The sequence below is a fragment of the Providencia sp. NPDC089933 genome, assembly GCF_049545585.1.
Classification (GTDB): Bacteria; Pseudomonadota; Gammaproteobacteria; order Enterobacterales; family Enterobacteriaceae; genus Providencia; species Providencia huashanensis.
The window spans coordinates 117,794-138,515 of the sequence record NZ_JBMWDT010000009.1 but is presented as its reverse complement, the minus strand read 5'-3'; the positions used below and the strand labels follow the sequence as shown (position 1 = coordinate 138,515).

The 20,722-nt window shown below is 38.1% G+C and carries 18 protein-coding genes and 1 other annotated feature (1 of these 19 only partly in view); of the genes, 13 read left to right on the top strand and 5 right to left on the bottom strand.

Features of this window, described 5'->3' with window-relative positions:
• Positions 1–61: a sequence feature (Trp leader region), on the top strand; it begins 41 nt to the left of the window's first position.
• 26 nt (positions 62–87) lie between these two features.
• The 8 genes from ACPEH5_RS14100 (at position 88) to ACPEH5_RS14065 (ending at position 11,643) form a co-directional block, all read left to right on the top strand.
• On the top strand, positions 88–1,662 hold the full coding sequence (locus tag ACPEH5_RS14100) for an anthranilate synthase component 1 (protein WP_131680775.1): 1,575 nt from the start codon (positions 88–90) through the stop codon (positions 1,660–1,662).
• The gene (locus tag ACPEH5_RS14095; RefSeq protein ID WP_042843662.1) at positions 1,662–2,273 is read left to right on the top strand and encodes a glutamine amidotransferase-related protein; all 612 of its coding nucleotides are present in this window, start codon (positions 1,662–1,664) and stop codon (positions 2,271–2,273) included. Before ACPEH5_RS14100 ends, ACPEH5_RS14095 begins: the two co-directional genes overlap by 1 nt.
• Positions 2,274–2,294: 21 nt before the next feature.
• Positions 2,295–3,296, top strand: coding sequence for an anthranilate phosphoribosyltransferase (gene trpD, locus ACPEH5_RS14090; RefSeq protein WP_042843661.1), 1,002 nt, complete (start codon positions 2,295–2,297; stop codon positions 3,294–3,296).
• A 1-nt stretch (position 3,297) separates the two neighbouring features.
• Complete coding sequence (gene trpCF, locus ACPEH5_RS14085) at positions 3,298–4,674, top strand: bifunctional indole-3-glycerol-phosphate synthase TrpC/phosphoribosylanthranilate isomerase TrpF (protein WP_048607264.1); 1,377 nt, start codon at positions 3,298–3,300, stop codon at positions 4,672–4,674.
• A gap of 76 nt (positions 4,675–4,750) precedes the next feature.
• Positions 4,751–5,941 (top strand): tryptophan synthase subunit beta, encoded by a 1,191-nt coding sequence (gene trpB, locus ACPEH5_RS14080; protein ID WP_042843659.1) that lies wholly within the window; start codon positions 4,751–4,753, stop codon positions 5,939–5,941.
• Positions 5,941–6,747 carry a tryptophan synthase subunit alpha gene (gene trpA / locus ACPEH5_RS14075; protein WP_042843658.1) on the top strand — a complete coding sequence of 269 codons (807 nt, stop codon included), beginning with the start codon at positions 5,941–5,943 and terminating at the stop codon, positions 6,745–6,747. The genes trpB and trpA overlap by 1 nt, the downstream gene beginning before the upstream one ends.
• Positions 6,748–7,237: 490 nt before the next feature.
• Positions 7,238–9,397 carry a filamentous hemagglutinin N-terminal domain-containing protein gene (locus ACPEH5_RS14070; protein ID WP_423727048.1) on the top strand — a complete coding sequence of 720 codons (2,160 nt, stop codon included), beginning with the start codon at positions 7,238–7,240 and terminating at the stop codon, positions 9,395–9,397.
• A 563-nt stretch (positions 9,398–9,960) separates the two neighbouring features.
• Positions 9,961–11,643, top strand: coding sequence for a ShlB/FhaC/HecB family hemolysin secretion/activation protein (locus ACPEH5_RS14065; RefSeq protein ID WP_272656473.1), 1,683 nt, complete (start codon positions 9,961–9,963; stop codon positions 11,641–11,643).
• A 356-nt stretch (positions 11,644–11,999) separates the two neighbouring features.
• Here ACPEH5_RS14065 and ompW read toward each other — a convergent pair whose 3' ends face one another.
• Positions 12,000–12,650 carry an outer membrane protein OmpW gene (ompW, locus tag ACPEH5_RS14060; RefSeq protein WP_042843655.1) on the bottom strand — a complete coding sequence of 217 codons (651 nt, stop codon included), beginning with the start codon at positions 12,648–12,650 and terminating at the stop codon, positions 12,000–12,002.
• Between the two features lie 416 nt (positions 12,651–13,066).
• On the opposite strand from ompW, the gene ACPEH5_RS14055 reads away from it, so the two are divergent.
• Entirely contained in the window at positions 13,067–13,819 is a 753-nt protein-coding gene (locus ACPEH5_RS14055; RefSeq protein WP_281111171.1) for a YciC family protein, read from the top strand.
• Between the two features lie 109 nt (positions 13,820–13,928).
• Here the strand turns inward: ACPEH5_RS14055 and ACPEH5_RS14050 are convergent, their stop codons facing one another.
• Positions 13,929–15,743 (bottom strand): SulP family inorganic anion transporter, encoded by a 1,815-nt coding sequence (locus ACPEH5_RS14050; protein ID WP_080750848.1) that lies wholly within the window; start codon positions 15,741–15,743, stop codon positions 13,929–13,931.
• 225 nt (positions 15,744–15,968) lie between these two features.
• Here ACPEH5_RS14050 and ACPEH5_RS14045 point away from each other — a divergent pair, with 225 nt between their 5' ends.
• On the top strand, positions 15,969–16,526 hold the full coding sequence (locus tag ACPEH5_RS14045; protein ID WP_042843653.1) for a septation protein A: 558 nt from the start codon (positions 15,969–15,971) through the stop codon (positions 16,524–16,526).
• Between the two features lie 68 nt (positions 16,527–16,594).
• On the opposite strand, the gene ACPEH5_RS14040 is transcribed toward ACPEH5_RS14045, so the two are convergent.
• Positions 16,595–16,792, bottom strand: a complete 198-nt coding sequence (locus ACPEH5_RS14040) for a YqaE/Pmp3 family membrane protein (protein WP_042843652.1) — start codon at positions 16,790–16,792, stop codon at positions 16,595–16,597.
• 279 nt (positions 16,793–17,071) lie between these two features.
• Here ACPEH5_RS14040 and yciA point away from each other — a divergent pair, with 279 nt between their 5' ends.
• Positions 17,072–17,500 carry an acyl-CoA thioester hydrolase YciA gene (gene yciA, locus ACPEH5_RS14035; protein ID WP_042843651.1) on the top strand — a complete coding sequence of 143 codons (429 nt, stop codon included), beginning with the start codon at positions 17,072–17,074 and terminating at the stop codon, positions 17,498–17,500.
• Between the two features lie 71 nt (positions 17,501–17,571).
• Here the strand turns inward: yciA and ACPEH5_RS14030 are convergent, their stop codons facing one another.
• Both ACPEH5_RS14030 and ACPEH5_RS14025 read right to left on the bottom strand, forming a co-directional pair.
• On the bottom strand, positions 17,572–18,300 hold the full coding sequence (locus ACPEH5_RS14030) for a TonB family protein (protein WP_129465957.1): 729 nt from the start codon (positions 18,298–18,300) through the stop codon (positions 17,572–17,574).
• Between the two features lie 125 nt (positions 18,301–18,425).
• The gene (locus ACPEH5_RS14025; protein ID WP_129465958.1) at positions 18,426–18,599 is read right to left on the bottom strand and encodes a YciY family protein; all 174 of its coding nucleotides are present in this window, start codon (positions 18,597–18,599) and stop codon (positions 18,426–18,428) included.
• A gap of 287 nt (positions 18,600–18,886) precedes the next feature.
• Between ACPEH5_RS14025 and cls the strand changes: the two genes are divergently transcribed.
• A complete protein-coding gene (gene cls, locus ACPEH5_RS14020) occupies positions 18,887–20,347 on the top strand; it encodes a cardiolipin synthase (RefSeq protein ID WP_048607274.1) in 1,461 nt (486 codons plus the stop codon).
• A gap of 22 nt (positions 20,348–20,369) precedes the next feature.
• Positions 20,370–20,702 (top strand): HI1450 family dsDNA-mimic protein, encoded by a 333-nt coding sequence (locus ACPEH5_RS14015; protein ID WP_129465959.1) that lies wholly within the window; start codon positions 20,370–20,372, stop codon positions 20,700–20,702.
• Positions 20,703–20,722 lie beyond the last annotated feature (20 nt).

The window sequence follows — 20,722 nt, the reverse complement described above, 5'->3', positions numbered from 1 at the left end:
ACGCGCATAGTTATTGTATGTCTCAGTGCCGAACCCGCCTTTCTACGGCGGGTTTTTTAATGTCTAAAATTAGCGTAAGGCAACAAAATGAACAAACAAAACACCACATTAGCACATTTTAAGTATCTGGATAGCCCAATTAACTATCAGCCAGACCCAACATTATTATTTAATCACCTGTGTCAGCAGGTTCCATCCACGATGTTATTGGAATCTGCCGAGGTTAATAACAAAGCGAATTTACAAAGTTTGCTGATTGTTAATAGTGCGCTACGTATACGCGCATTTGCTCAGCGTGTTGAAATAGAAGCTTTAACTCCTAATGGTCAATCCCTATTACCAAAGCTATTAACTGAGCTTAATGGACGAATAGCTCATCACGACCTTAGTGACAATCTATTAACGGTATCATTTAACCAACCGAAACAAGATCTGGATGAAGATAATCGCCTTAAAGCCCCTTCTAGCTTGGATGTTTTAAGAGCGCTACCGACAATTGCTCAAACTTATTCGACTAAACCTGAAACACTATTTGTTGGTGGTCTGTTCGCATACGATTTAGTTGCAGGATTTGAAGATTTACCTGAGGTTAAGAGCGTTAATCAATGCCCCGACTATTGTTTTTTTGTCGCCGAACATTATTTAGTGATCGACCATCAAAATCAGGCTGCACGGATCAAAAGCTGTATTTTTTCTGATAATCAACAGAATATAGAAACCGTAAAACAAAGACATGAACAAATTATCGTTTCATGCCGCCCTTTTTTACCTGAGCTTCCCCTTGAGTCGGCGCCCAATTTTACCGTGACAGTAAATAAAAGCGACCAAGAGTATGGTGCAATCGTTACGTCTTTAAAAGAAGCTATTTACCGTGGTGATATTTTCCAGGTTGTCCCCTCACGTAAATTTACCATGCCTTGTGCACACCCATTGATTTCATATCAAAAACTGAAGTTGCAAAACCCAAGCCCATATATGTTTTACATGCAAGATCAAGATTTCACCCTATTTGGTGCTTCACCAGAAAGCGCACTGAAATATGCCACCCAAACCCGCAAAGTGGAAATTTACCCAATCGCTGGAACGCGTCCTCGTGGGCGTAATGCGCAGGGAGATTTAGACCTCGATTTAGATAGCCGTATTGAACTCTCAATGCGCTCAGATGAAAAAGAATTAGCAGAGCACATCATGCTAGTAGACCTTGCTCGTAACGATTTAGCGCGTATTTGTGAAGCTGGCAGCCGTTATGTAGCTAATTTAACTAAAGTTGACCGCTATTCCTTTGTTATGCATTTGGTTTCTCACGTTGTAGGAACATTACGCCAAGACTTAGATATTTTTCATGCTTATCAAGCTTGTATGAATATGGGCACCCTTACTGGGGCACCAAAAGTAAAAGCCATGCAGTTAATTGCCCAAAATGAACAGGAACGACGCGGCTCATACGGCGGTGCCGTTGGTTATTTCCAAGGAAATGGGGATTTTGATACTTGCATTGTTATTCGCTCCGCCTATGTCGAAAATGGAATTGCAACGGTACAAGCTGGCGGAGGCGTCGTATTGGATTCTTCACCACAAGCTGAAGCAGATGAAACCCGTAATAAAGCACGAGCGGTGATCCGCGCAATTGCCCAAGCACACCAAGTAAAGGAGTTATTTTAATGGCGAATATTTTACTGCTCGATAATGTAGATTCCTTTACTTATAACTTGGTAGACCAGCTACGCTCTGGCGGACATCAAGTGGTTATTTACCGTAATACCGTCAGCGCATCGCATATTCTGTCAGTATTAAACAATATGGATTCCCCTATTTTAGTTCTGTCTCCTGGGCCTGGGAAACCAAGCGCGGCGGGCTCAATGCCAGAAGTCTTACAGCAGGTAAAAGGCAAAATTCCAGTTATTGGTATTTGTTTAGGACACCAAGCTATTGTTGAAGCTTATGGTGGGACTGTTTCTGCTGCTGGTGAAATATTACATGGTAAATCCTCTATCGCAACTCACGATGAACTCGCCATGTTTGCTAATCTTGAAAACCCAATTTCTGTAGCCCGTTACCATTCATTAGTTGGTAGCCAAATCCCTAGCAGCCTGACAATTTGTGCGCAATCAAATGGCATGGTTATGGCAGTCCGCAATGATAGTGACCGAGTCTGTGGGTTCCAATTCCACCCTGAATCTATTTTAACAACTACAGGCAAACAGTTGTTAGAAAATACCGTGGCATGGGCTCTTTCTACACCCAATGAAAATACCACCACTCATTCGCACTAACGGGATACTAAAGAGCCAATTATGCAAAATATTTATGACAAATTATTTAAAGCACAACCACTGACTCAACAAGAAAGCCAGTTTTTATTTAACGCTATTATCCAAGGTGAGTTAACTGAGCCCCAATTAGCTGCGGTGTTGATCAGTATGAAAATGCGTGGTGAGCAGCCCCAAGAAATTGCAGGTGCTGCACTGGCTTGCTTAGAAAATGCACAGCCATTCCCTCGCCCTAATTATACATTCAGTGATATTGTTGGTACTGGTGGTGATGGGGCTAATAGTATCAATATTTCGACGGCCAGTGCCTTTGTCGCCGCAGAATGTGGTATTAAAGTCGCTAAGCATGGTAATCGTAGCGTATCAAGCCGCTCCGGTTCTTCTGACCTACTCGCCGCATTTGGTATTGCTCTTGATCTAAGTGCTCAAAGTGCGCGCGATGCACTAGATGAGCTTGGCGTCTGTTTTTTATTTGCACCACAATATCACAGCGGTTTTCGCCATGCGGCCCCGGTACGTACACAACTTAAAACACGCACTTTATTTAATGTACTCGGTCCGTTGATTAACCCAGCTCGCCCACCAATCGCACTTATTGGCGTCTATCAAGAAACACTAGTCAAACCTGTTGCTGAAACATTACAGATGCTTGGTTTTACACGCGCAGCTGTGGTACACAGTGGAGGGATGGATGAAGTATCACTACACGCGCCCACACAAGTGGCTGAATTAAAAGATGGTGCTTTACACTATTATCAGTTAACCGCTGAGGATTTTGGCTTAACGCCCTATGCGTTAACTGATTTAGAAGGGGGAACCCCAGATGAGAACCGCGTATTGCTAAGCAACTTGCTTCAGGGGCACGGTAAAGCTGCTCATGAAGCCGCTGTTGCGGCTAATGTCGCGATGTTAATGCGCATTAATGGCCATGAAAATCTAAAACAAAATAGTGAACATGCACTCGCAATTATCCGTAGCGGTAAAGCATTTGACCGCGTCACTGCACTAGCGGCAAGGAACCAATAACATGAAAGCAACCGTATTACAAAAAATTGTTGATGATAAAGCCAGCTACCTCATTGAACGTAAAGCGAAACAACCTTTAAGTGCCTTTATCGATGAAGTTCAGCCTAGTCAACGTAGCTTCTATAATGCGCTCAGTGCAAAACGCCCTGTTTTTATCTTGGAGTGCAAAAAAGCGTCTCCATCTAAAGGCCTAATCAGAGAAGATTTTGACCCAGAAGTGATCGCCAAAACCTATGCACCTTATGCATCTGCGATTTCCGTACTTACTGATGAAAAATATTTTCAAGGTAATATGGATTACCTGACTATTGTTAGTCAGGCAGTAAAGCAACCTGTATTATGTAAAGACTTTATCATTGATTCATATCAAATTTATCTAGCTAGATATTACCAAGCAGACGCTATCTTATTGATGTTATCAGTCCTAAGTGATGATGAATATATCGCTTTAGCTCAAGTTGCTCATCAACTCAATATGGGCGTGTTAACAGAAGTCAGTAATGAAGAAGAATTAGAAAGAGCGATTGCTTTAAAATCTAAAGTCGTGGGTATCAATAACCGTGATTTACGTGACCTTTCCATTGATTTAAACCGGACACGTGAGCTTGCCCCTCGATTAGCGCAAGGCACAATTGTTATCAGCGAATCAGGCATTCATCAACACCAACATATTCAATCGCTTAACCAATTTGCTAATGGTTTTTTAATTGGCAGTGCGTTGATGGAACAAACTGATCTTGATAAAGCGCTACAACGTTTATTAGTTGGTGAACATAAAGTTTGTGGTTTAACTCGTGAACAAGACGCAAAAGCAGTATTAGATGCGGGAGCTTGCTTTGGGGGATTAATTTTTGCTGAAGGTTCCCCACGTAAAGTGACACTGTCACAAGCACAAAACATTATTCATGCTGCCCCCTTAAAATACGTTGGGGTTTTTCGCAATCAGTCAGCTGATTTTGTTGCTCATATTGCTCAGCGCCTTGCGTTATCCGCGGTTCAATTACATGGACAAGAAAATCAAGAGTATATAGCAACGCTGAGAAACCTGCTCCCCAGTTATTGTGAAATCTGGAAAGCAGTCGATATGTCACAAGTGGATTTGTCTCACTATGACACCCAAGGTGTCGATGTTTTGTTGCTAGATAATGGCCATGGCGGTACAGGGAAAACTTTCGACTGGAGCACCATCCCGCAATCTGTTAATCAACGTTTTATGATCGCAGGCGGGCTAAATGCCCAAAATTGCCTTGAAGCGTCGAAATTACTTTGTAATGGACTTGATTTTAATTCAGGGGTGGAAATTGAGCCCGGAATTAAAAGTGAACAAAAAATAAACTTAGTGCTATCAACTTTATTCGCGGAATCAACACATAGCTAACCACTAGATAACGATAGCCTTATTAGTAATAAACAATATTTAGACCCAATTTAATTGACGAGATGGATAACAAACAATGAGCAAATTAGATCCGTATTTCGGCGAGTTTGGTGGACAATATGTCCCAGAAATTCTTATTCCCGCTTTAAACCAATTAGAAGATGCTTTTATTGAAGCGCAAAATGATGCTAGTTTTTTGCAAGAGTTTCACGACCTTCTTAAAAACTACGCAGGTCGCCCTACGGCCCTGACACTTTGTCAAAACTTAACCGCTGGTACAAAGACCAAATTATACTTAAAGCGTGAGGACTTATTACATGGTGGTGCCCACAAAACCAACCAAGTATTAGGCCAAGCTTTACTCGCCAAACGAATGGGCAAAACTGAAATTATTGCGGAAACAGGCGCAGGACAGCACGGCGTGGCAACTGCTTTAGCTTGCGCATTATTAAATATGAAATGCCGTATTTATATGGGGGCTAAAGACGTTGAACGCCAATCGCCTAACGTATTTCGTATGAAATTAATGGGAGCTGAAGTTATCCCTGTGTACAGTGGTTCCGCCACACTCAAAGATGCATGTAATGAAGCATTGAGGGACTGGTCTGGTAGCTATGATAATGCCCATTATCTATTAGGGACAGCCGCAGGGCCTCACCCTTACCCAACCATTGTACGTGAATTTCAACGCATGATAGGCGACGAAGCAAAACAACAAGTTCTTGAAAAAGAAGGTCGTTTACCTGATGCCGTTATTGCCTGTATTGGTGGTGGCTCCAATGCGATTGGTTTATTTGCCTCATTTATACCAGAAGAAAACGTCAAATTAATTGGTGTGGAACCCGCAGGGTTGGGAATTGAATCAGGCCAACACGGGGCACCATTAAAACACGGTCGTGTAGGTATATATTTTGGTATGAAGTCCCCAATGATGCAAACCAACGAAGGGCAGATTGAAGAGTCCTACTCCATTTCGGCGGGGTTAGACTTTCCTTCTGTTGGCCCTCAACACGCACACTTAAATAGTATTGGTCGAGCAGAGTATGTTTCCATTACCGATGATGAAGCACTTAATGCCTTCAAGTTATTATCTCGTAAAGAAGGTATTATTCCTGCATTAGAATCATCACATGCACTCGCTTATGCATTAAAAATGGCAGAGCAACAACCAAATAAAGAACAATTACTCATCGTAAATTTATCAGGCCGTGGAGATAAGGACATTTTTACAGTGCATGATATTCTGGCCAGCAAAGGAGAAATTTAATGGAACGTTATACCCAACTTTTTGAGCGTTTAAGCCATAACAATCAAGGTGCATTTGTTCCATTTGTTACATTAGGCGACCCTGATGCTGAGTTATCGTTAAAAATTATCGATGCATTAATTTCAGGTGGCGCAGATGCTTTAGAAATAGGTATTCCTTTTTCTGATCCTCTCGCTGATGGCCCTACGATCCAAAATGCAAATTTACGCGCATTTAAAAGCGAAATTACTCCGACTATCTGTTTTGAGTTATTGGGCCGTATAAGGGAAAAGCACCCTACTATACCAATCGGCTTATTGGTATATGCGAATTTGGTGTTTACTAATGGGATTGAAAACTTTTATATCCGTTGTGAGAAAGCAGGTGTTGATTCCGTATTAGTTGCAGATGTTCCAATGAATGAGTCAAAGGCTTTCCGTGAAGCAGCTTTAGCGCACAATATCGCCCCAATTTTTATTTGCCCGCCAAATGGTGATGATGCATTGTTACAACAAATTGGGCAATATAGCCGTGGATACACTTATTTATTATCTCGTGCAGGTGTAACAGGTACAGAGAAACGTGCGGAAATGCCGTTAACTCACTTGATTGATAAGTTAAATCAGTATCAAGCAGCGCCTGCATTACAAGGCTTCGGTATTTCAGAACCGGAACAAGTTAGAGAAGCGATTAAAAATGGTGCGGCCGGCGCTATTTCTGGCTCAGCTATAGTAAAAATCATTGAAAATAACCTAAATAAACCTGATGTTCTTCTAAAAACATTAACAGAATTTGTATTTAAAATGAAATCGGCAACACAGAAATAACTTTAACTATCTTTTAAGAGACCGTTATTAAAAATAACGGTCTCTTATTTAAAAATGAAAATTAACTTTAATGATACTTATAATACATATCTACTATTTATAAATCCCCCCACCCCAATTAAAAATATATTTCTTTAAAATTAGGAATGATTAGATTAAATATTAACCTCGTTTTAATACGCATAAATAACTTTCACCAATCAATTAGTTACGGAAATTTAAAGCTAGGTATTACCACTTTAGTATATTCACTTAATAATCTGTAGCAGAGTAAACGTTATTTGTTGTTTTTATTTGTTATTATGTTTTATTTGTTATAAAAGACTACACTTTCTTTCATTATGGCATTTAAATCTCCCACCTCCTGAACAATTAGACTTAAGCACAATTAAATTTTAATAAAAACCAATATAACGCATAATTTTCACGCTTTAATAGCAATAATTTTAGCTATTTTATTTTATCTATAGTCTATATTTAGGAATATTTTATGAAAAAACATTCTGATAAATCAATCGGACATCCGATACTAAAAATCAAACCACTCTTTTTAAGTGTATCTGTTATTTTAGGCTCTATTTCCGTTGCTCAAGCTGCTGTTGTAAATACTAATGGCGCAGGTGTATTAAACCAAGTTAACGGCCCAACAATTGTTCATATTAAAGGAGCAAGTGATAAAGGCGTTTCCCATAACATTTATAGTCAATTCGATGTTGACCAAAAAGGTGTAATTCTAAATAACAGTGCTGCCAATACAAATACCACTCTAGGTGGTCAAATCAATGGTAACCTAAACTTAAATAATGGTAATGGACCTGCTAAAGTTATCTTAAATGAAGTCAATTCAAATAAAGCCAGTGTACTTGGCGGTGTAATTGAAGTGGCTGGAACTAATAAAGCACAAGTCATCGTTGCTAATGCATCAGGTATCACATGTGATAATTGCGGCTTTATTAATACTGACCGTGTGACTTTAACAACAGGTAAGCCAATCGTTGCAGGTGGTGATCTCCTCGGTTATAACGTAGAAAAAGGCCAAATCATTATTAATAGCCGTCTACAATCTGATTCACCAACTGACATTATTGCCCGTTCAGCAGTAATCCGTGGAGATATCCACGCTGAAGAAGTTAATGTTGTTGCTGGTAATAACTTTGTAGATGCGAGTGGCAAACAAGTCACTAAAGTACAAGGTGTTGGTTACCCAACTAGCGTAGGTGTTGATATTGCCGCTATGGGTGGTATGTACGCAAATAAAATTACCTTAGTTTCAACTGAAAGTGGTACAGGTGTTTCTAATAAAGGTAGTTTAGTTGCAGGCGCTGGCGGAGTTAATATTGATTCTACTGGTTTAGTATACAACCAAAGTTCTAGAATGAATTCATCTGGTGGTATTAATATTAAAGCAAATGGTTTGTCTAACTCATCGACTATCCTTGCTAATGGGGATATTGACATTATTACTAATAATTCAGATCTGAATAATGTTAATGGCCAAATCAAATCAAATGCAGGAAATATTAAATTAACTGCTTCAAGAGTAGATAATAGAAGTGGTATTATCAACGCACGACAAGCAATGAGTATTGTAACATCAGGTAATATCAACAATAGTAATGGTTCAATTAGAACGAATAGCGGCGATCTTAATATTAAGGCTTCTGGTACAATAGATAATATCTATAATCTACGCAACAACGTCATAAATGTTGATGAGCGTGGAATTAGAGCAGGTAATGATTTAACAATAAACACCTCGAAACTCTATAATAATAACTCTACTGTATCTGGTCGCGATGTCACCATTAATGCTCGCGATTCTATCTATAATTCTAGTGATAGCCAGATCATTGCTAAAAGAAAAGTTACCCTTGATGCAGCTTCGCTGCAAAATTACAATTCTCTGATCAAATCAACGAATGGTCTAACTAATATTAACCTTTCTGACACTTTGACAAATGATAGCTATGCTGCAATTTCGAGTGGTAGAGCTTTAAATATTGATGCTAATATCATTAATAACAAAGGTTCTCTATCTGCTAGTGCTGGAAAATCTAAATTTAATGCTTATCCCCTAAATAACCAAAATGGATATATTAAAGGAAATAATTTAGATATTAAAACTACAAACTTATCAAATAATGAAGGATTAATTGCTGCGGACTCTAATGTTGTTATTAATACTACTAGCTTAAATAACTCTAGATCTACCGGATTTAATAGTTATGCAAGCAAGTTTGGAGTAGCAGGACATTCTGGCGGAATCTATGCTAAAGATGGCTCTGTCACTATCAAAGCTAATAGCGCAAATAACTATAGCGGTATTATCGTAGCTCACAATAAAGATGCTCTATCAAATGGTGGTGATGTTAATATTACCTTAAGAAACGATCTTGATAACCGTTATGGTACAATTCAAGGTGCAAATACTATTAAATTAGACGTGAATAAATTAGACAATTCTAATTCAGGTCTAGTTCAAGCGGGTAAAGACCTTACTATTGATGCATTTTCTCGTGTTGATAATTACTCCGGTGGTCGTTTAACTTCATTGGGTACAACGACTATCACTAGTCCAGTTATTAGTAATAGCTCTAATGGAACAATCTTAGGTTCAATGGTTGTTTTAAACACTTATAACTATTATTAATTAAATTAACAAGGGGGGCATAAGCCCCCCTAATATTAACTCCAAATTAGAGTGTAGTTTAAATTAAAAATACCTAGTTGACCATCTAGTCATTATTTCTTATACCAACACAATAATCTTAAGGCAATCTGATAATTAATATTATTCCAACTAAATACCCCCCTCTCTTACATTAAGTAAAAAAACTTATTTAAGCTGATTTAGTGTAAATGCAACCGATTGATTCATTTAAAATTAATGAGTTTCACAATAGATTTATTGCATATTGAGTGAAATATCGGAACTAACTACTTTTTTATTTCCTCCGTTCTCAGTTAGTATAATTAATTATTAATTATTAAAATTTTATCGCATAATTTATAGCAAATGAAACCATACGTAAATTCGATTAATACTCAACAATAAATTTATTATAGGGATATATATATGGAAATAATATTAAAAATAAAAAAATACAAGATTACTCCGATATGAAATAATGAAATACTTTTCATACCTTTCTAATTAACAATATTTAATCATAAGAACAATTTTATTGTTTCAATTTAAAAAATGTGGTGCTCATGAATTTTCGATTTCTTTTTTTATCGGCAACCTTGTTGTCTTTTCCTTTATACGCATCAGGAAATGCCTCTCAGGTGTTAGACCAACAAATCAATAATCAAAATAGCCAAGATAGGTCTCGGCAACAACAAGTTCAACTAGAAACAAAAGACGCATTAAGCAAAACAAGAGAACGAGATAATAATATTCTAGTTTTTGACGATGAAAAAGATTGCTTTGACATGAAGCAGGTCATTTTGCTTTCTGAACCTAAACTCCCTTCCATGCGACCTTTAGAAACTTATGCTAATCAAGTGGTAGGAATTTGTCTAGGTATCAATGGTGTCGAAACCTTAGCTAAAGGCTTACAAGATAAGATTATAAGATCAGGTTATGTCACTACCCGTGTGACTATTCCTGAACAAAATATTAGTAATGGGACTTTAACCTTACAAATAATTCCGGGTAAAGTCTCAAACGTACAACTGGCGAAAGACAGTGATAGCTATATTACCTTAGGTGCTATTATGCCCGCAAAAGAAGGTGACCTTCTCAATATTCGCGATATAGAACAAGGACTAGAAAACCTTGAGCGGATCCCTGGCGCCAAAGCTAATATTGAACTAAGACCAGGCAAAGAGTTTTCCACAACGGATATTGTTATCCAACGAGAAAAATCACCCCACATCAATGTCGGTGGTTATTATAATAACTCAGGAAGCCGCCAAACTGGTAAAGATCAGGTTGGTGTAACGGTATATGGCAATAACTTAACCAGTTTAAACGATACCCTCTATGTCAGCGCGGGTAAAAACCTAAAAAACCAAGCTCGCAATAGCACAAGTAACGCGGCTATCTATTATGCTATCCCTTACAATTATTGGCTATACTCACTTTATGCAAGTAAAAGTGAGTATAAACAGACAATTAATGATACTATGGCCAGCTATAAATATTATGGTGATAGCAAATACTTTAATGCTACAGCAAGTAATGTATTTCTTAGGGGGCAAACTTTTAAAGATACCGCATCACTTCAGCTTATAAAGCGTAAGTCTAAATATAAATTAGAAGATGTTAGCCTACTCTCACAACAACGGGATCTAACTAGTATTAAACTCGGTGTTAACCATAGACAAAATATTGATAATGCGACTGTTGATGCTTCAATATATTATCAACGCAATGTTCCTTGGTTTGGTGCGGAAGAAAGCTGGGATATGCGTTATGGTGATGTAAGTACAATGGGACGTGTCTTATCCGCTGATATTTCAGGTATGATCCCTATTGTTTTTGATGATTTCATTATGAGCTATAACCCGCAATTATTTGTACAATATTCACCGGATCGCCTAACTATTCAAGACCAGTTTTCATTAGGTAACCGCTGGACTGTACGTGGGTTTGATGAAGAATTCTCATTAATTGGTGATAAAGGCTTCTATTTGCGTAATGAGTTTAATTTCTACGTACCTGGTTTTTCTTTCTACCCTTATTATGCGATTGATTATGGCCGTATATTGGGCGGTGTTTATCCTTTAGGCTTATACTCTGATGACCAACTATTAGGGACGGCTTTAGGGGTTAGAGGAAATATCAAGATATTCAGTTATGACCTATTTTTAGGCGTCCCACTGTATAAACCTGATGAATATGAAACCAATAGTGTCAATGCTGGTTTAAATGTTCAATGGTTCTGGTAAAATTAATTTAATATTTAAGGTTGACTGTAAATCACTACTTTCAGCCTTTTTTATTTTATGCCCTACTATTTAATTTATTCGTTTTCATCTTGTATTTTAAAAAATTCAACAGCACCAAAATAATCACATATCGAAAAAGTCCCCCTTTGCTATCACTAAAAATATTATACTGATTATAACTTAGCCTCCTTCATCTACGTGTTAATTATTTTTTATTTTTGCTTTCATGTAATTTTATTAAATATAAGACGTCATTAAAAACAAAAAATCCGAGAATATAAATATTCTCGGATTTCCTACTGCAATCTAATCCATTAGAATTCAGGTACTACCCTGCATTGCATCCTATCAAAAACTTAGAAGCGATAACCTGCTCCGAACATAAATACAAATGGGTCTAAACGAGTGTCAACTTTATACTTCTCACCACCCGCTTTAAATTTCACGTCTGATTCAATATTCATCCACCACAGTGATGCGTTTAACATCCAGTTGTCAGTCAGCATATAATCCATACCAGCTTGTGCTGCAAAGCCCCAAGAGCTTGACATGTCTAGATCAGATAAACCTGCATTTTTTCCGGTAGAATTGAATTTCTCATCAAAGAAAAAGGTATAGTTAACACCTGCACCTAAATAAGGACGTAATTTATCTTCTTTACTACCAAAATAATATTGAGCCATTAAAGTTGGTGGTAAATGTTTTACTGTTGCAATATTACCCGTTGGGCCGGTTCCTACTTTATGTTCAAATGGAGTTGCAGCTAATAATTCCACACCAATATTATCGGTGATCATATACCCAAAAGTTAAACCTAATTGAGTATTATTATTAGCACCAAATGTACCTAGGTTACCTAGACCATTAATTTTTACATCATCTCCTCCAACATTTGGTCTGACTGTTGCAGTACCAGCGCGGAAAAGAAAATCGCCAGCTTCATGTGCAATAGAAACTGCTGGAGCTAAAGTTGCAGCTGCTAATACAAGCGCAGTGAGTTTTTTCATTATCAATCCCATTCCTGTGTTTTTATTTTAGGAAAATATACCGTATTATTTAAATTGATGTTCAAATCAAGATCACATCTTTTGCTTATTTATAGGCAACCCGATAAATATGAGTTTATTATTTCATTTATATTTTTTTTAATTTTGATTTAAATCAATTTTTAGGAAATAACCAATAAAATATAAAATTGATTATAATTTATTTATATTAATCCTGCATTTTAAACATGCATTAAATATACAACATAAGTAATTATCTTTAGATTTCGCGCATTAACTTACTTATATTGCTCCAAATATCTTACTGATTAGAGTTGTTAACATTCCGAATTTTCTTATCTTTCTCTACCTCTAGCCCTGATACTCGGTTACAATTGGCTGAAACTCTTGACCCGTTTGTAGATAGGAGCAGTTAAATGTCCATTTCGGCCAACTCACTCATCAGTGATAGCGTCAATTTTTTTAAAAACCAATTGAGTGGCCTGTTTACTATTGTGTTGTCAGCAACCGTAGTAAGCCTTGCGATTTACGCAATGATGATCCCTAGCGAGCAAATGATAGGCGTGCTAGCGCAAGCACAGACTAAAATGATTGAGTCTGGTAACTCCGGCTTACAAAACTGGATACTAGGCCTTTCAGAAGAAGATAAAAGTAGTATCTTACGCGTTTCTTTTGGGTTAATTCTCTCGGTTACTCTGGGCAGTTTAGTCCTTATTTGCGGCACTCTATCTTATATTGCTGGTCTGTCTCGTGGTGAACACCTATCGGGTATTCAGGCGCTCACCGCATCTTTAAACAAAGCACCATCAATGTTTCTTCTATTAGTTGTTTGCTCTTTACTTATCCAATTAGGTATCACCATCATGGTGCTACCTGGAATTGTATTAGCTATTGGCTTCTCTTTAGCCCCTGCTATCTTAATGAGTGAGCGTACAAACCCGTTTAGTGCTATGGGTAAAAGTTGGAAAATGGCTTATGCAAACTGGCGCATTGCATTGCCAATGGTATTAATTTGGATGGCTGCACAAATGCTGGTTAGCGTTCTCTTGGGTAGCTTAAATATGAATCATATTGCTGTTAACGGGGTTTCCTTCTTACTTAATAATTTCGTTGCAGCCTTTGCTTTAATTTATTTTTATCGCCTATACATGTTAGTCGCTAAGAATTGATCTAAAGGGTAAATGGGGGATCTAATCCCCCATTTATCTTCGCGTTATTAAACACCGAATAAGGCCCATCAAGTATTTTATTCCTAAAAACACCCTACCAACACATTAATCATACTTCTTTGGGCTGTTCTGGCTCTAGGTCAATTTTTGAATTCAGTGGTTCAGTTTTTTCACCATCGAATGTCTCTAACGATTTTCTGTCTGCTTCAGACTTTCTATCTTCAACTGTTTTTATTTGTACTTGCTGTTTACTCTGAATAAGTCGAATAGCAAAATAAATATCAGGCACAACCAATAAATCATCATCAGAGCGACTGATTTTATTTTGTTCCAACCACCGTTTTACCGAAGTCCTACGACCTGCAAGTACAAGAGTTACCCCTTTTGCTTTCAATGAGGTAACAATATCATTTAGCGCTGAAAATACGCTCACATCATTATGCGTGAAGCTAACTGCCGCATCCACAATTACCCAAGCAGGCCTTTTTAATTGATTATCTATATGCTTGTTTAATCGTTCTTTAAAATAATTCACGTTAAAATAAGTTAATGGTGAATTAAACCGATAAATTAAAACCCCATCAATTTGTTGAATACCATTCTCAGGCGCCATAGAATGCAGCATTCCCTGTTCATCGACACCTAATAACTGGTCTGTAGGCCTAAATATTATCCGAATAAACTGCAACAACCCCAATAATACCGCCAACCCCACACCACTAATTAACCCGACAACAAGTACAGCGCACAGCGTAAACACGCATAAGAAAAATGCCTGTCGATTGCGTTTACGCATCGAAAAAATACTACGGAAGCTCAATAAGGAAAATGTCGAAATAATCAGTACCATACCCAATGCAGGCATCGGAATATATTCTAATAAGTTTATTGAAAAAAGTAAGACAGCTAAAATAGTTAAAGCCGCGACAATAGAGACTAACTGAGTTTTCCCCCCCATCATATCATTCACTGCAGTACGGCTGCTTGCTGCGCTTACCGCAAAGCCTTGGGCCAAAGCGGATGCAATATTCGCTACGCCTAATGCCCTAAGTTCTTGGTCTGCATCAACCGTGTAGCCATTTTTACTGGCAAAACTGCGGGCAGTCATCATAAAACTCACAAAGCTAATCACCGCTAAGTTTAAAGATGGGATAACCAAATCACGAATTAGCCCCGGAGGGAAATCAGGCAGCGGAACATACGGAAGCCCATCACCTAAATCACCAACAGTACTCACGCCATATTGCTCAAGATTAAATGCAACACTAGCCGCGGTGGCTAAAATCATTGCAATGAGTAAAGAAGGCCATTTACTGCGAACACGCTTAATCGCAAGCGTAATCGCTAACGTCGTCACCGCAACTAATAATGTCGGAATATGTGTCTCTTTTAATGCTAAAGGTAAAGCGACTAAACGTTCAATAAAACCGGCTGGTAATGTACTGATACCAAAAACCTTGCTAATTTGACTAACGATAATAGTTAATGCAACCCCATTTAATAACCCTTGCAATATGGGGCGAGACAAAAAGTCAGCGAATGTTCCCAAGCGAAATTTAGCTGCAATCAAACACCAAATCCCTGTCATGAAGCTCATTACCATGACCAATTGCCAACGGACATCATCATCCCCCATCGCAAGTGGTGCAACTGCTGCTGCAATCACCGCACAGGTTGCTGCATCGGGGCCGATAATCAATTGTTTGGATGTCCCAAATAATGCATAAAAAAACATGGGTAAAATACAGGAGTAAAGCCCAACGATTGCATTCATCCCCATTAATTCGGCATAAGCAATTGCGACAGGCAAAGCAACAGCAGCAACAGACAAGCCTGCTTTTACATCAGGGCCAAGATCTGAAAGTTGGTAATTAAACAGCGTTTCTAACCCTGGCATCCAAGCAAACAGCTTCGCCTTTATCATTGATGAAAAATACCTATAAATTAGTAAGTTAAATTAGCTTTAACACTATATATAGCTGAACTAATAAAGTTTATCTAGAAGTAAGTCAAATAATAGTAAAATAGTGCAAATATCTTTGGTAACAAAGCGTATTTATTGGTAAAAAGGTGCAAACTTTTAACAATTATGGTCAAAATCAGTTAAACTACTCCATTATCTTTACGTTGAGGCGCTTTATTCACTGTTATGAAACAACTTATTGATTTTATCCCTTTAATCATATTTTTCATCGTCTATAAAAGATATGACATTTTCTACGCAAGTGGCGCACTAATGGTAGCAACACCTCTTGCTTTGTTAGCGACATACCTTATTTATAAAAAAGTTGAAAAGGTGGCGAAAATCACCTGTGCAATCGTAATGGGGTTTGCAGCTTTAACCCTTATATTTCATAGTGATGCCTTTATTAAGTGGAAAGTCACCATCATTTATGCAGCCTTTGCAGGGGCATTATTGTTTAGCCAATGGTTTACTGAAAAACCATTAATTCAAAGAATGTTAGGTAGTAATCAAGAAATTAAACTTGCTGACAGCTATTGGACTAAACTAAATAGCGCTTGGGCTATTTTCTTTATTTTCTGTGCTCTTCTCAATATCTATGTTGCATTTTGGATGGCACAAGATATTTGGGTAAACTTTAAAGTGTTTGGTCTTACTGCTGGTACGTTGATATTTACTGTACTGAGCGTTGTCTATATTTTTAAAAATATGACTAAAGAGCCGATAGAAAAACACGAAGAGTAATACTGGTGATAAAACACAAAAAAAACCTGCAAATATTATTTCGCAGGTTTTTTTTTACTCGTTAAATATTAATATCGCTTCTCACCAAATGCTTTTTCAATTTTTTTATCTGTATTGTATTGCGATAACGCATATACTGACCAAATTGCAGCCGGTAGCCAGCCAATAAGTGTTATTTGAAGAACCAAGCAAATAATGCCAGCAAAAGGACGGCCTATCGTGAAAAACTGTAACCAAGGTAATAATATTGCTAATAACAGTCTCATGTTATCTCCCACAGTGAGTTACCAATATTAATTTATTATAGTATAAACAATCTAATCAGTTGACTAAACGTAAAACACACTTCTTGTTTATTCTTTGCATAACTATATCTTTTTGGTGAATTTAGAAGCAACATGGCGGGTTTCCCCCCTTATTTTTACATTAAATCAATTATAGGTGCGTAAACAATGGATAACTTAATGGTTATTGTTTACGACCACATATGTAATTTGCTATAAATGCCAAATCAATATGTTTATCCTTTTTAATAAGAGTCAAATATGCAATTACCAAACGGTGAATTGGTTTTACGAACGTTAGCCATGCCCGCAGACACTAACGCAAATGGTGATATTTTTGGTGGCTGGTTAATGTCGCAAATGGATATTGGTGGTGCTATTTTAGCTAAAGAAATTGCACTTGGCCGTGTGGTCACCGTCGCTGTAAATGGTATTAAATTCCAAAAGCCTGTTGCGGTAGGGGATGTCGTTTGCTGTTACGCCCGTTGCTTAAAAACAGGCAAAAGCTCAATCACTATTAATATCGAAGTGTGGGTAAAAAAAGTGGCTACAGCACCTGTTGGTCAACGATATCAAGCCACTGATGCGGTATTCACCTATGTTGCTGTCAATGACGACAATACAACTAGGGCACTCCCCATAGAAAAACAACATTTTCAGTTAGCAAGTTCAGAACAACAGTTTGATTAATTGATATTATTTATAAAAAAGCACCTTGTGCAGTAATGGCATAAGGTGCTTTTTTTATGAAAAACGAGTGCCTAAACTTGGCTCACAGTTCCATCCAATTTGAAGTAAATCTCCGTTACATACCCTTTAGCAGGTTGTTTTTCATAAGCCCAGCGGTTCATGGCACGTTTAACTTCGCGTTCAAATAAACCTTTCGGTGAAACTTCAACAAACTCAATATTGGTAACCCGGCCTGAGTCGTCGATATCATAACGTACTTTAACATACCCTTCTTTACCTAAACGACGGGCGCGGTCCGGATACATTGGTGGCTGTTTATGTAATGCTTTTGGCCCACTTTTATTCGAGGTTTTGCTGCTTGTTCCTGCATTTTTTGCTGTAGTAACCGCATTATTATTAGTTTTAGGCGCATCTGCATCAGACTTTAAGTTGCTCATCGCCAGTTGTTTTTCTACTGGCTTGACCTCTTCTTTAATTTTTTTCTTTTCTTCCTGTTTAGGTTTAGGTTTCTTTTTCACCTCAGGTTTTTTCTTTGGTAATGCAATGACTGGCTCAACAACAGGCTCCGGTTCGGGCTCAACAACAGGTTCTGGTTCAACAACCGGCTCTGGCTCTACTGGCGTCTCAACAGGTTGAGCAGGCTCAGATGCAGGTTCAGGGGCAGCAAAACTAATCATTGCTATCGTCATTGGTTCAGGATCTCTGGCCAAATTAGGTTGATTAAAAATCCATGCCATCGCAAGGCCTGCATGAATAGATAATGAAATGACGATAATTAAAGTCCAACGGATCCAACGCATATGCAATTTCTACCTACACCAGTCTAACTATAATAATATGCCCAATAGTTTAAATGCAAATAGCAATCATATTCAATAAGCTTTGTCATACAAAGTGAAAAATGTGAATGTGCGCTTTAATAACCTTATTCAATCCATTGAGTAAAAAGTAGCGAATGGCGACGACGGTACACATCGATTTTGCGCATTGTATAAATGTGCATATTCCGTCTAGAATGCCCTTCCAGCCAGCGTCTACGGCGACGAAGGGTCTGCCTTAACATCCGCCAGCGCCCCACTTCATGCCTACTACGTCTCATTTTATTTTGTCCTTTTATCATCAAAAAATAACGTCAAAAAAATATTATATTCTTTTGTAAAAAAGAACCAAGGGGAACTTTTTGAGACAGTTTCTCTTACAATTTAATATCTCATTGATATTATCAATATATGCAATCATTATTTCCTAATGATTTTGCCTATTTCACAAAGCTTTTACTGCAAAATTTTGCTAAATTCTATTAAGTTGATATTTTACTAACGGTTTTTTTAACTAGGTCGTCTTTCTTTAACCCGATTCCCTTATCAGTGAGGCATGTGATCCACTATGGCAACCGTCTATACACTTATGAGTTGGCTTTTATTTTTCCTTTATTGGCTAATCATTGCAGCAGTCACTGTCCGCATTTTAGTCAAAAGAAGGCCTGTCACCTCTGCCATGACATGGCTTCTGATTATCTATATTCTCCCTTTAGTCGGTATCATTGCTTATGTGGCTTTTGGTGAACTCCACCTCGGAAAACGCCGTGTTGATAAAGCGCATCATATGTGGCCTTCTGTTGCTACATGGCTGGAAAATTTACGCAGTTCAAAACACATCTTTGCAACCGAAAATAGCCGTGTCGCTGAGCCACTTTTTCAATTAGTGGAAAAACGTCAAGGAGTTGCTGGTGTTAAAGGCAACCGAATCCAGTTATTAACTACATGCGAAGATTCACTGAAAGCGATTGTCAATGATATCAACAACGCCCAGCACTCTATCGAAATGGTGTTTTATATTTGGCAGCCGGGTGGCTTAGTCGATGGTGTTACCGAAGCTTTATTGAATGCGGCAAAGCGTGGCGTTAAATGCCGTATTATGGTCGACTCAGCAGGAAGTTGGCATTTTTTCCGGAGCGACTACCCAGCAAAAATGCGAGCTGCTGGCATTGAGTTTGTTGAATCTCTTAAAGTCAATTTAATGCGTTTTTTCTTACGCCGCATGGACTTACGTCAGCATCGTAAAATAATCGTTATTGATAACTATATTTCATATACTGGAAGTATGAATATGGTTGATCCTCGTTATTTTAAACAAGATTCGGGCGTCGGTGAGTGGGTTGATATTCTCGTTCGCATGGAAGGTCCTGTCAGTACAACCCTCGGCATTGTCTATGCCTTTGACTGGGAAATGGAAACAGGCCAACGTGTTCTCCCACCGCCACCAGACAGCAATATAATGCCATTTGAGCAAGCAAACGGTCATACTACCCAAATTATCGCATCAGGCCCTGGTTTCCCCGATGAACTGATCCAACAGTCCTTAATGACAGCAATGTTTTCCGCTCGGAAACAACTGATCATGACGACCCCTTATTTTGTGCCAAGTGATGATTTACTCCACGCGATTTGCACTGCAGCAATGCGCGGTGTAGATGTTAGTATCATTATGCCGCGTCAAAATGATTCTTTTCTTGTACGCTGGGCAAGCCGTTCATTTTATAGTGAATTATTAGAAGCAGGTGTTAAAATTTACCAGTTTGAAGATGGTTTGCTGCACACTAAAAGCGTCCTTGTGGATGGGGAGCTCAGTCTAGTTGGTTCGGTTAACTTAGATATGCGTAGTTTATGGTTAAACTTCGAAATTACCGTGGTCATTGATGATAAAAGTTTTGGTAGCGATCTGACACTAGTACAGTATGATTACATCGCTCGTTCAACACGGTTAGAAATTGAAGAATGGGAACAGCGCCCTTTCTGGAATCGTGTCGTTGAACGTATTTGTTACTTCTTTAGTCCATTGTTATAAATTGAATTAATTAGGAAAGGTCATGACAGAAAAACAATTTACCCAGTTAATCGATGAGGATGACATCATTGAAATTGCTTATGACCTGTTTCTTGAAGGTGCAATGACCCATTTAGAACCCGCAGATCAACTCATTTTTGCGTTACAGTTTGAAGAATTAGGGGCGGCAGAAATAGCCCCTTTGAGTGATAATTGGCAAAATATCATCACGGAACAAGTTGATTTAAATGCATTAAGTGAAGTGGTTATTGGGCTGGCTGAAACCCCTGATGCAGAACTGAATGATATTTTTGCCCGTATTTTAATTAGCCGTCACCCTTCTAAACCATTTCATCACATTTTATGGAAAAAATAGCGCAATAACCGCTATGGCTA

What these genes read in the sequence shown, in the direction of transcription:
- ACPEH5_RS14100 (WP_131680775.1), top strand. Translation starts at nt 88, where the DNA reads ATGAACAAACAAAACACCACATTAGCACATTTTAAGTATCTGGATAGC.
- ACPEH5_RS14095 (WP_042843662.1), top strand. Translation starts at nt 1,662, where the DNA reads ATGGCGAATATTTTACTGCTCGATAATGTAGATTCCTTTACTTATAAC.
- trpD (WP_042843661.1), top strand. Translation starts at nt 2,295, where the DNA reads ATGCAAAATATTTATGACAAATTATTTAAAGCACAACCACTGACTCAA.
- trpCF (WP_048607264.1), top strand. Translation starts at nt 3,298, where the DNA reads ATGAAAGCAACCGTATTACAAAAAATTGTTGATGATAAAGCCAGCTAC.
- trpB (WP_042843659.1), top strand. Translation starts at nt 4,751, where the DNA reads ATGAGCAAATTAGATCCGTATTTCGGCGAGTTTGGTGGACAATATGTC.
- trpA (WP_042843658.1), top strand. Translation starts at nt 5,941, where the DNA reads ATGGAACGTTATACCCAACTTTTTGAGCGTTTAAGCCATAACAATCAA.
- ACPEH5_RS14070 (WP_423727048.1), top strand. Translation starts at nt 7,238, where the DNA reads ATGAAAAAACATTCTGATAAATCAATCGGACATCCGATACTAAAAATC.
- ACPEH5_RS14065 (WP_272656473.1), top strand. Translation starts at nt 9,961, where the DNA reads ATGAATTTTCGATTTCTTTTTTTATCGGCAACCTTGTTGTCTTTTCCT.
- ompW (WP_042843655.1), bottom strand. Translation starts at nt 12,650, where the DNA reads ATGAAAAAACTCACTGCGCTTGTATTAGCAGCTGCAACTTTAGCTCCA.
- ACPEH5_RS14055 (WP_281111171.1), top strand. Translation starts at nt 13,067, where the DNA reads ATGTCCATTTCGGCCAACTCACTCATCAGTGATAGCGTCAATTTTTTT.
- ACPEH5_RS14050 (WP_080750848.1), bottom strand. Translation starts at nt 15,743, where the DNA reads ATGATAAAGGCGAAGCTGTTTGCTTGGATGCCAGGGTTAGAAACGCTG.
- ACPEH5_RS14045 (WP_042843653.1), top strand. Translation starts at nt 15,969, where the DNA reads ATGAAACAACTTATTGATTTTATCCCTTTAATCATATTTTTCATCGTC.
- ACPEH5_RS14040 (WP_042843652.1), bottom strand. Translation starts at nt 16,792, where the DNA reads ATGAGACTGTTATTAGCAATATTATTACCTTGGTTACAGTTTTTCACG.
- yciA (WP_042843651.1), top strand. Translation starts at nt 17,072, where the DNA reads ATGCAATTACCAAACGGTGAATTGGTTTTACGAACGTTAGCCATGCCC.
- ACPEH5_RS14030 (WP_129465957.1), bottom strand. Translation starts at nt 18,300, where the DNA reads ATGCGTTGGATCCGTTGGACTTTAATTATCGTCATTTCATTATCTATT.
- ACPEH5_RS14025 (WP_129465958.1), bottom strand. Translation starts at nt 18,599, where the DNA reads ATGAGACGTAGTAGGCATGAAGTGGGGCGCTGGCGGATGTTAAGGCAG.
- cls (WP_048607274.1), top strand. Translation starts at nt 18,887, where the DNA reads ATGGCAACCGTCTATACACTTATGAGTTGGCTTTTATTTTTCCTTTAT.
- ACPEH5_RS14015 (WP_129465959.1), top strand. Translation starts at nt 20,370, where the DNA reads ATGACAGAAAAACAATTTACCCAGTTAATCGATGAGGATGACATCATT.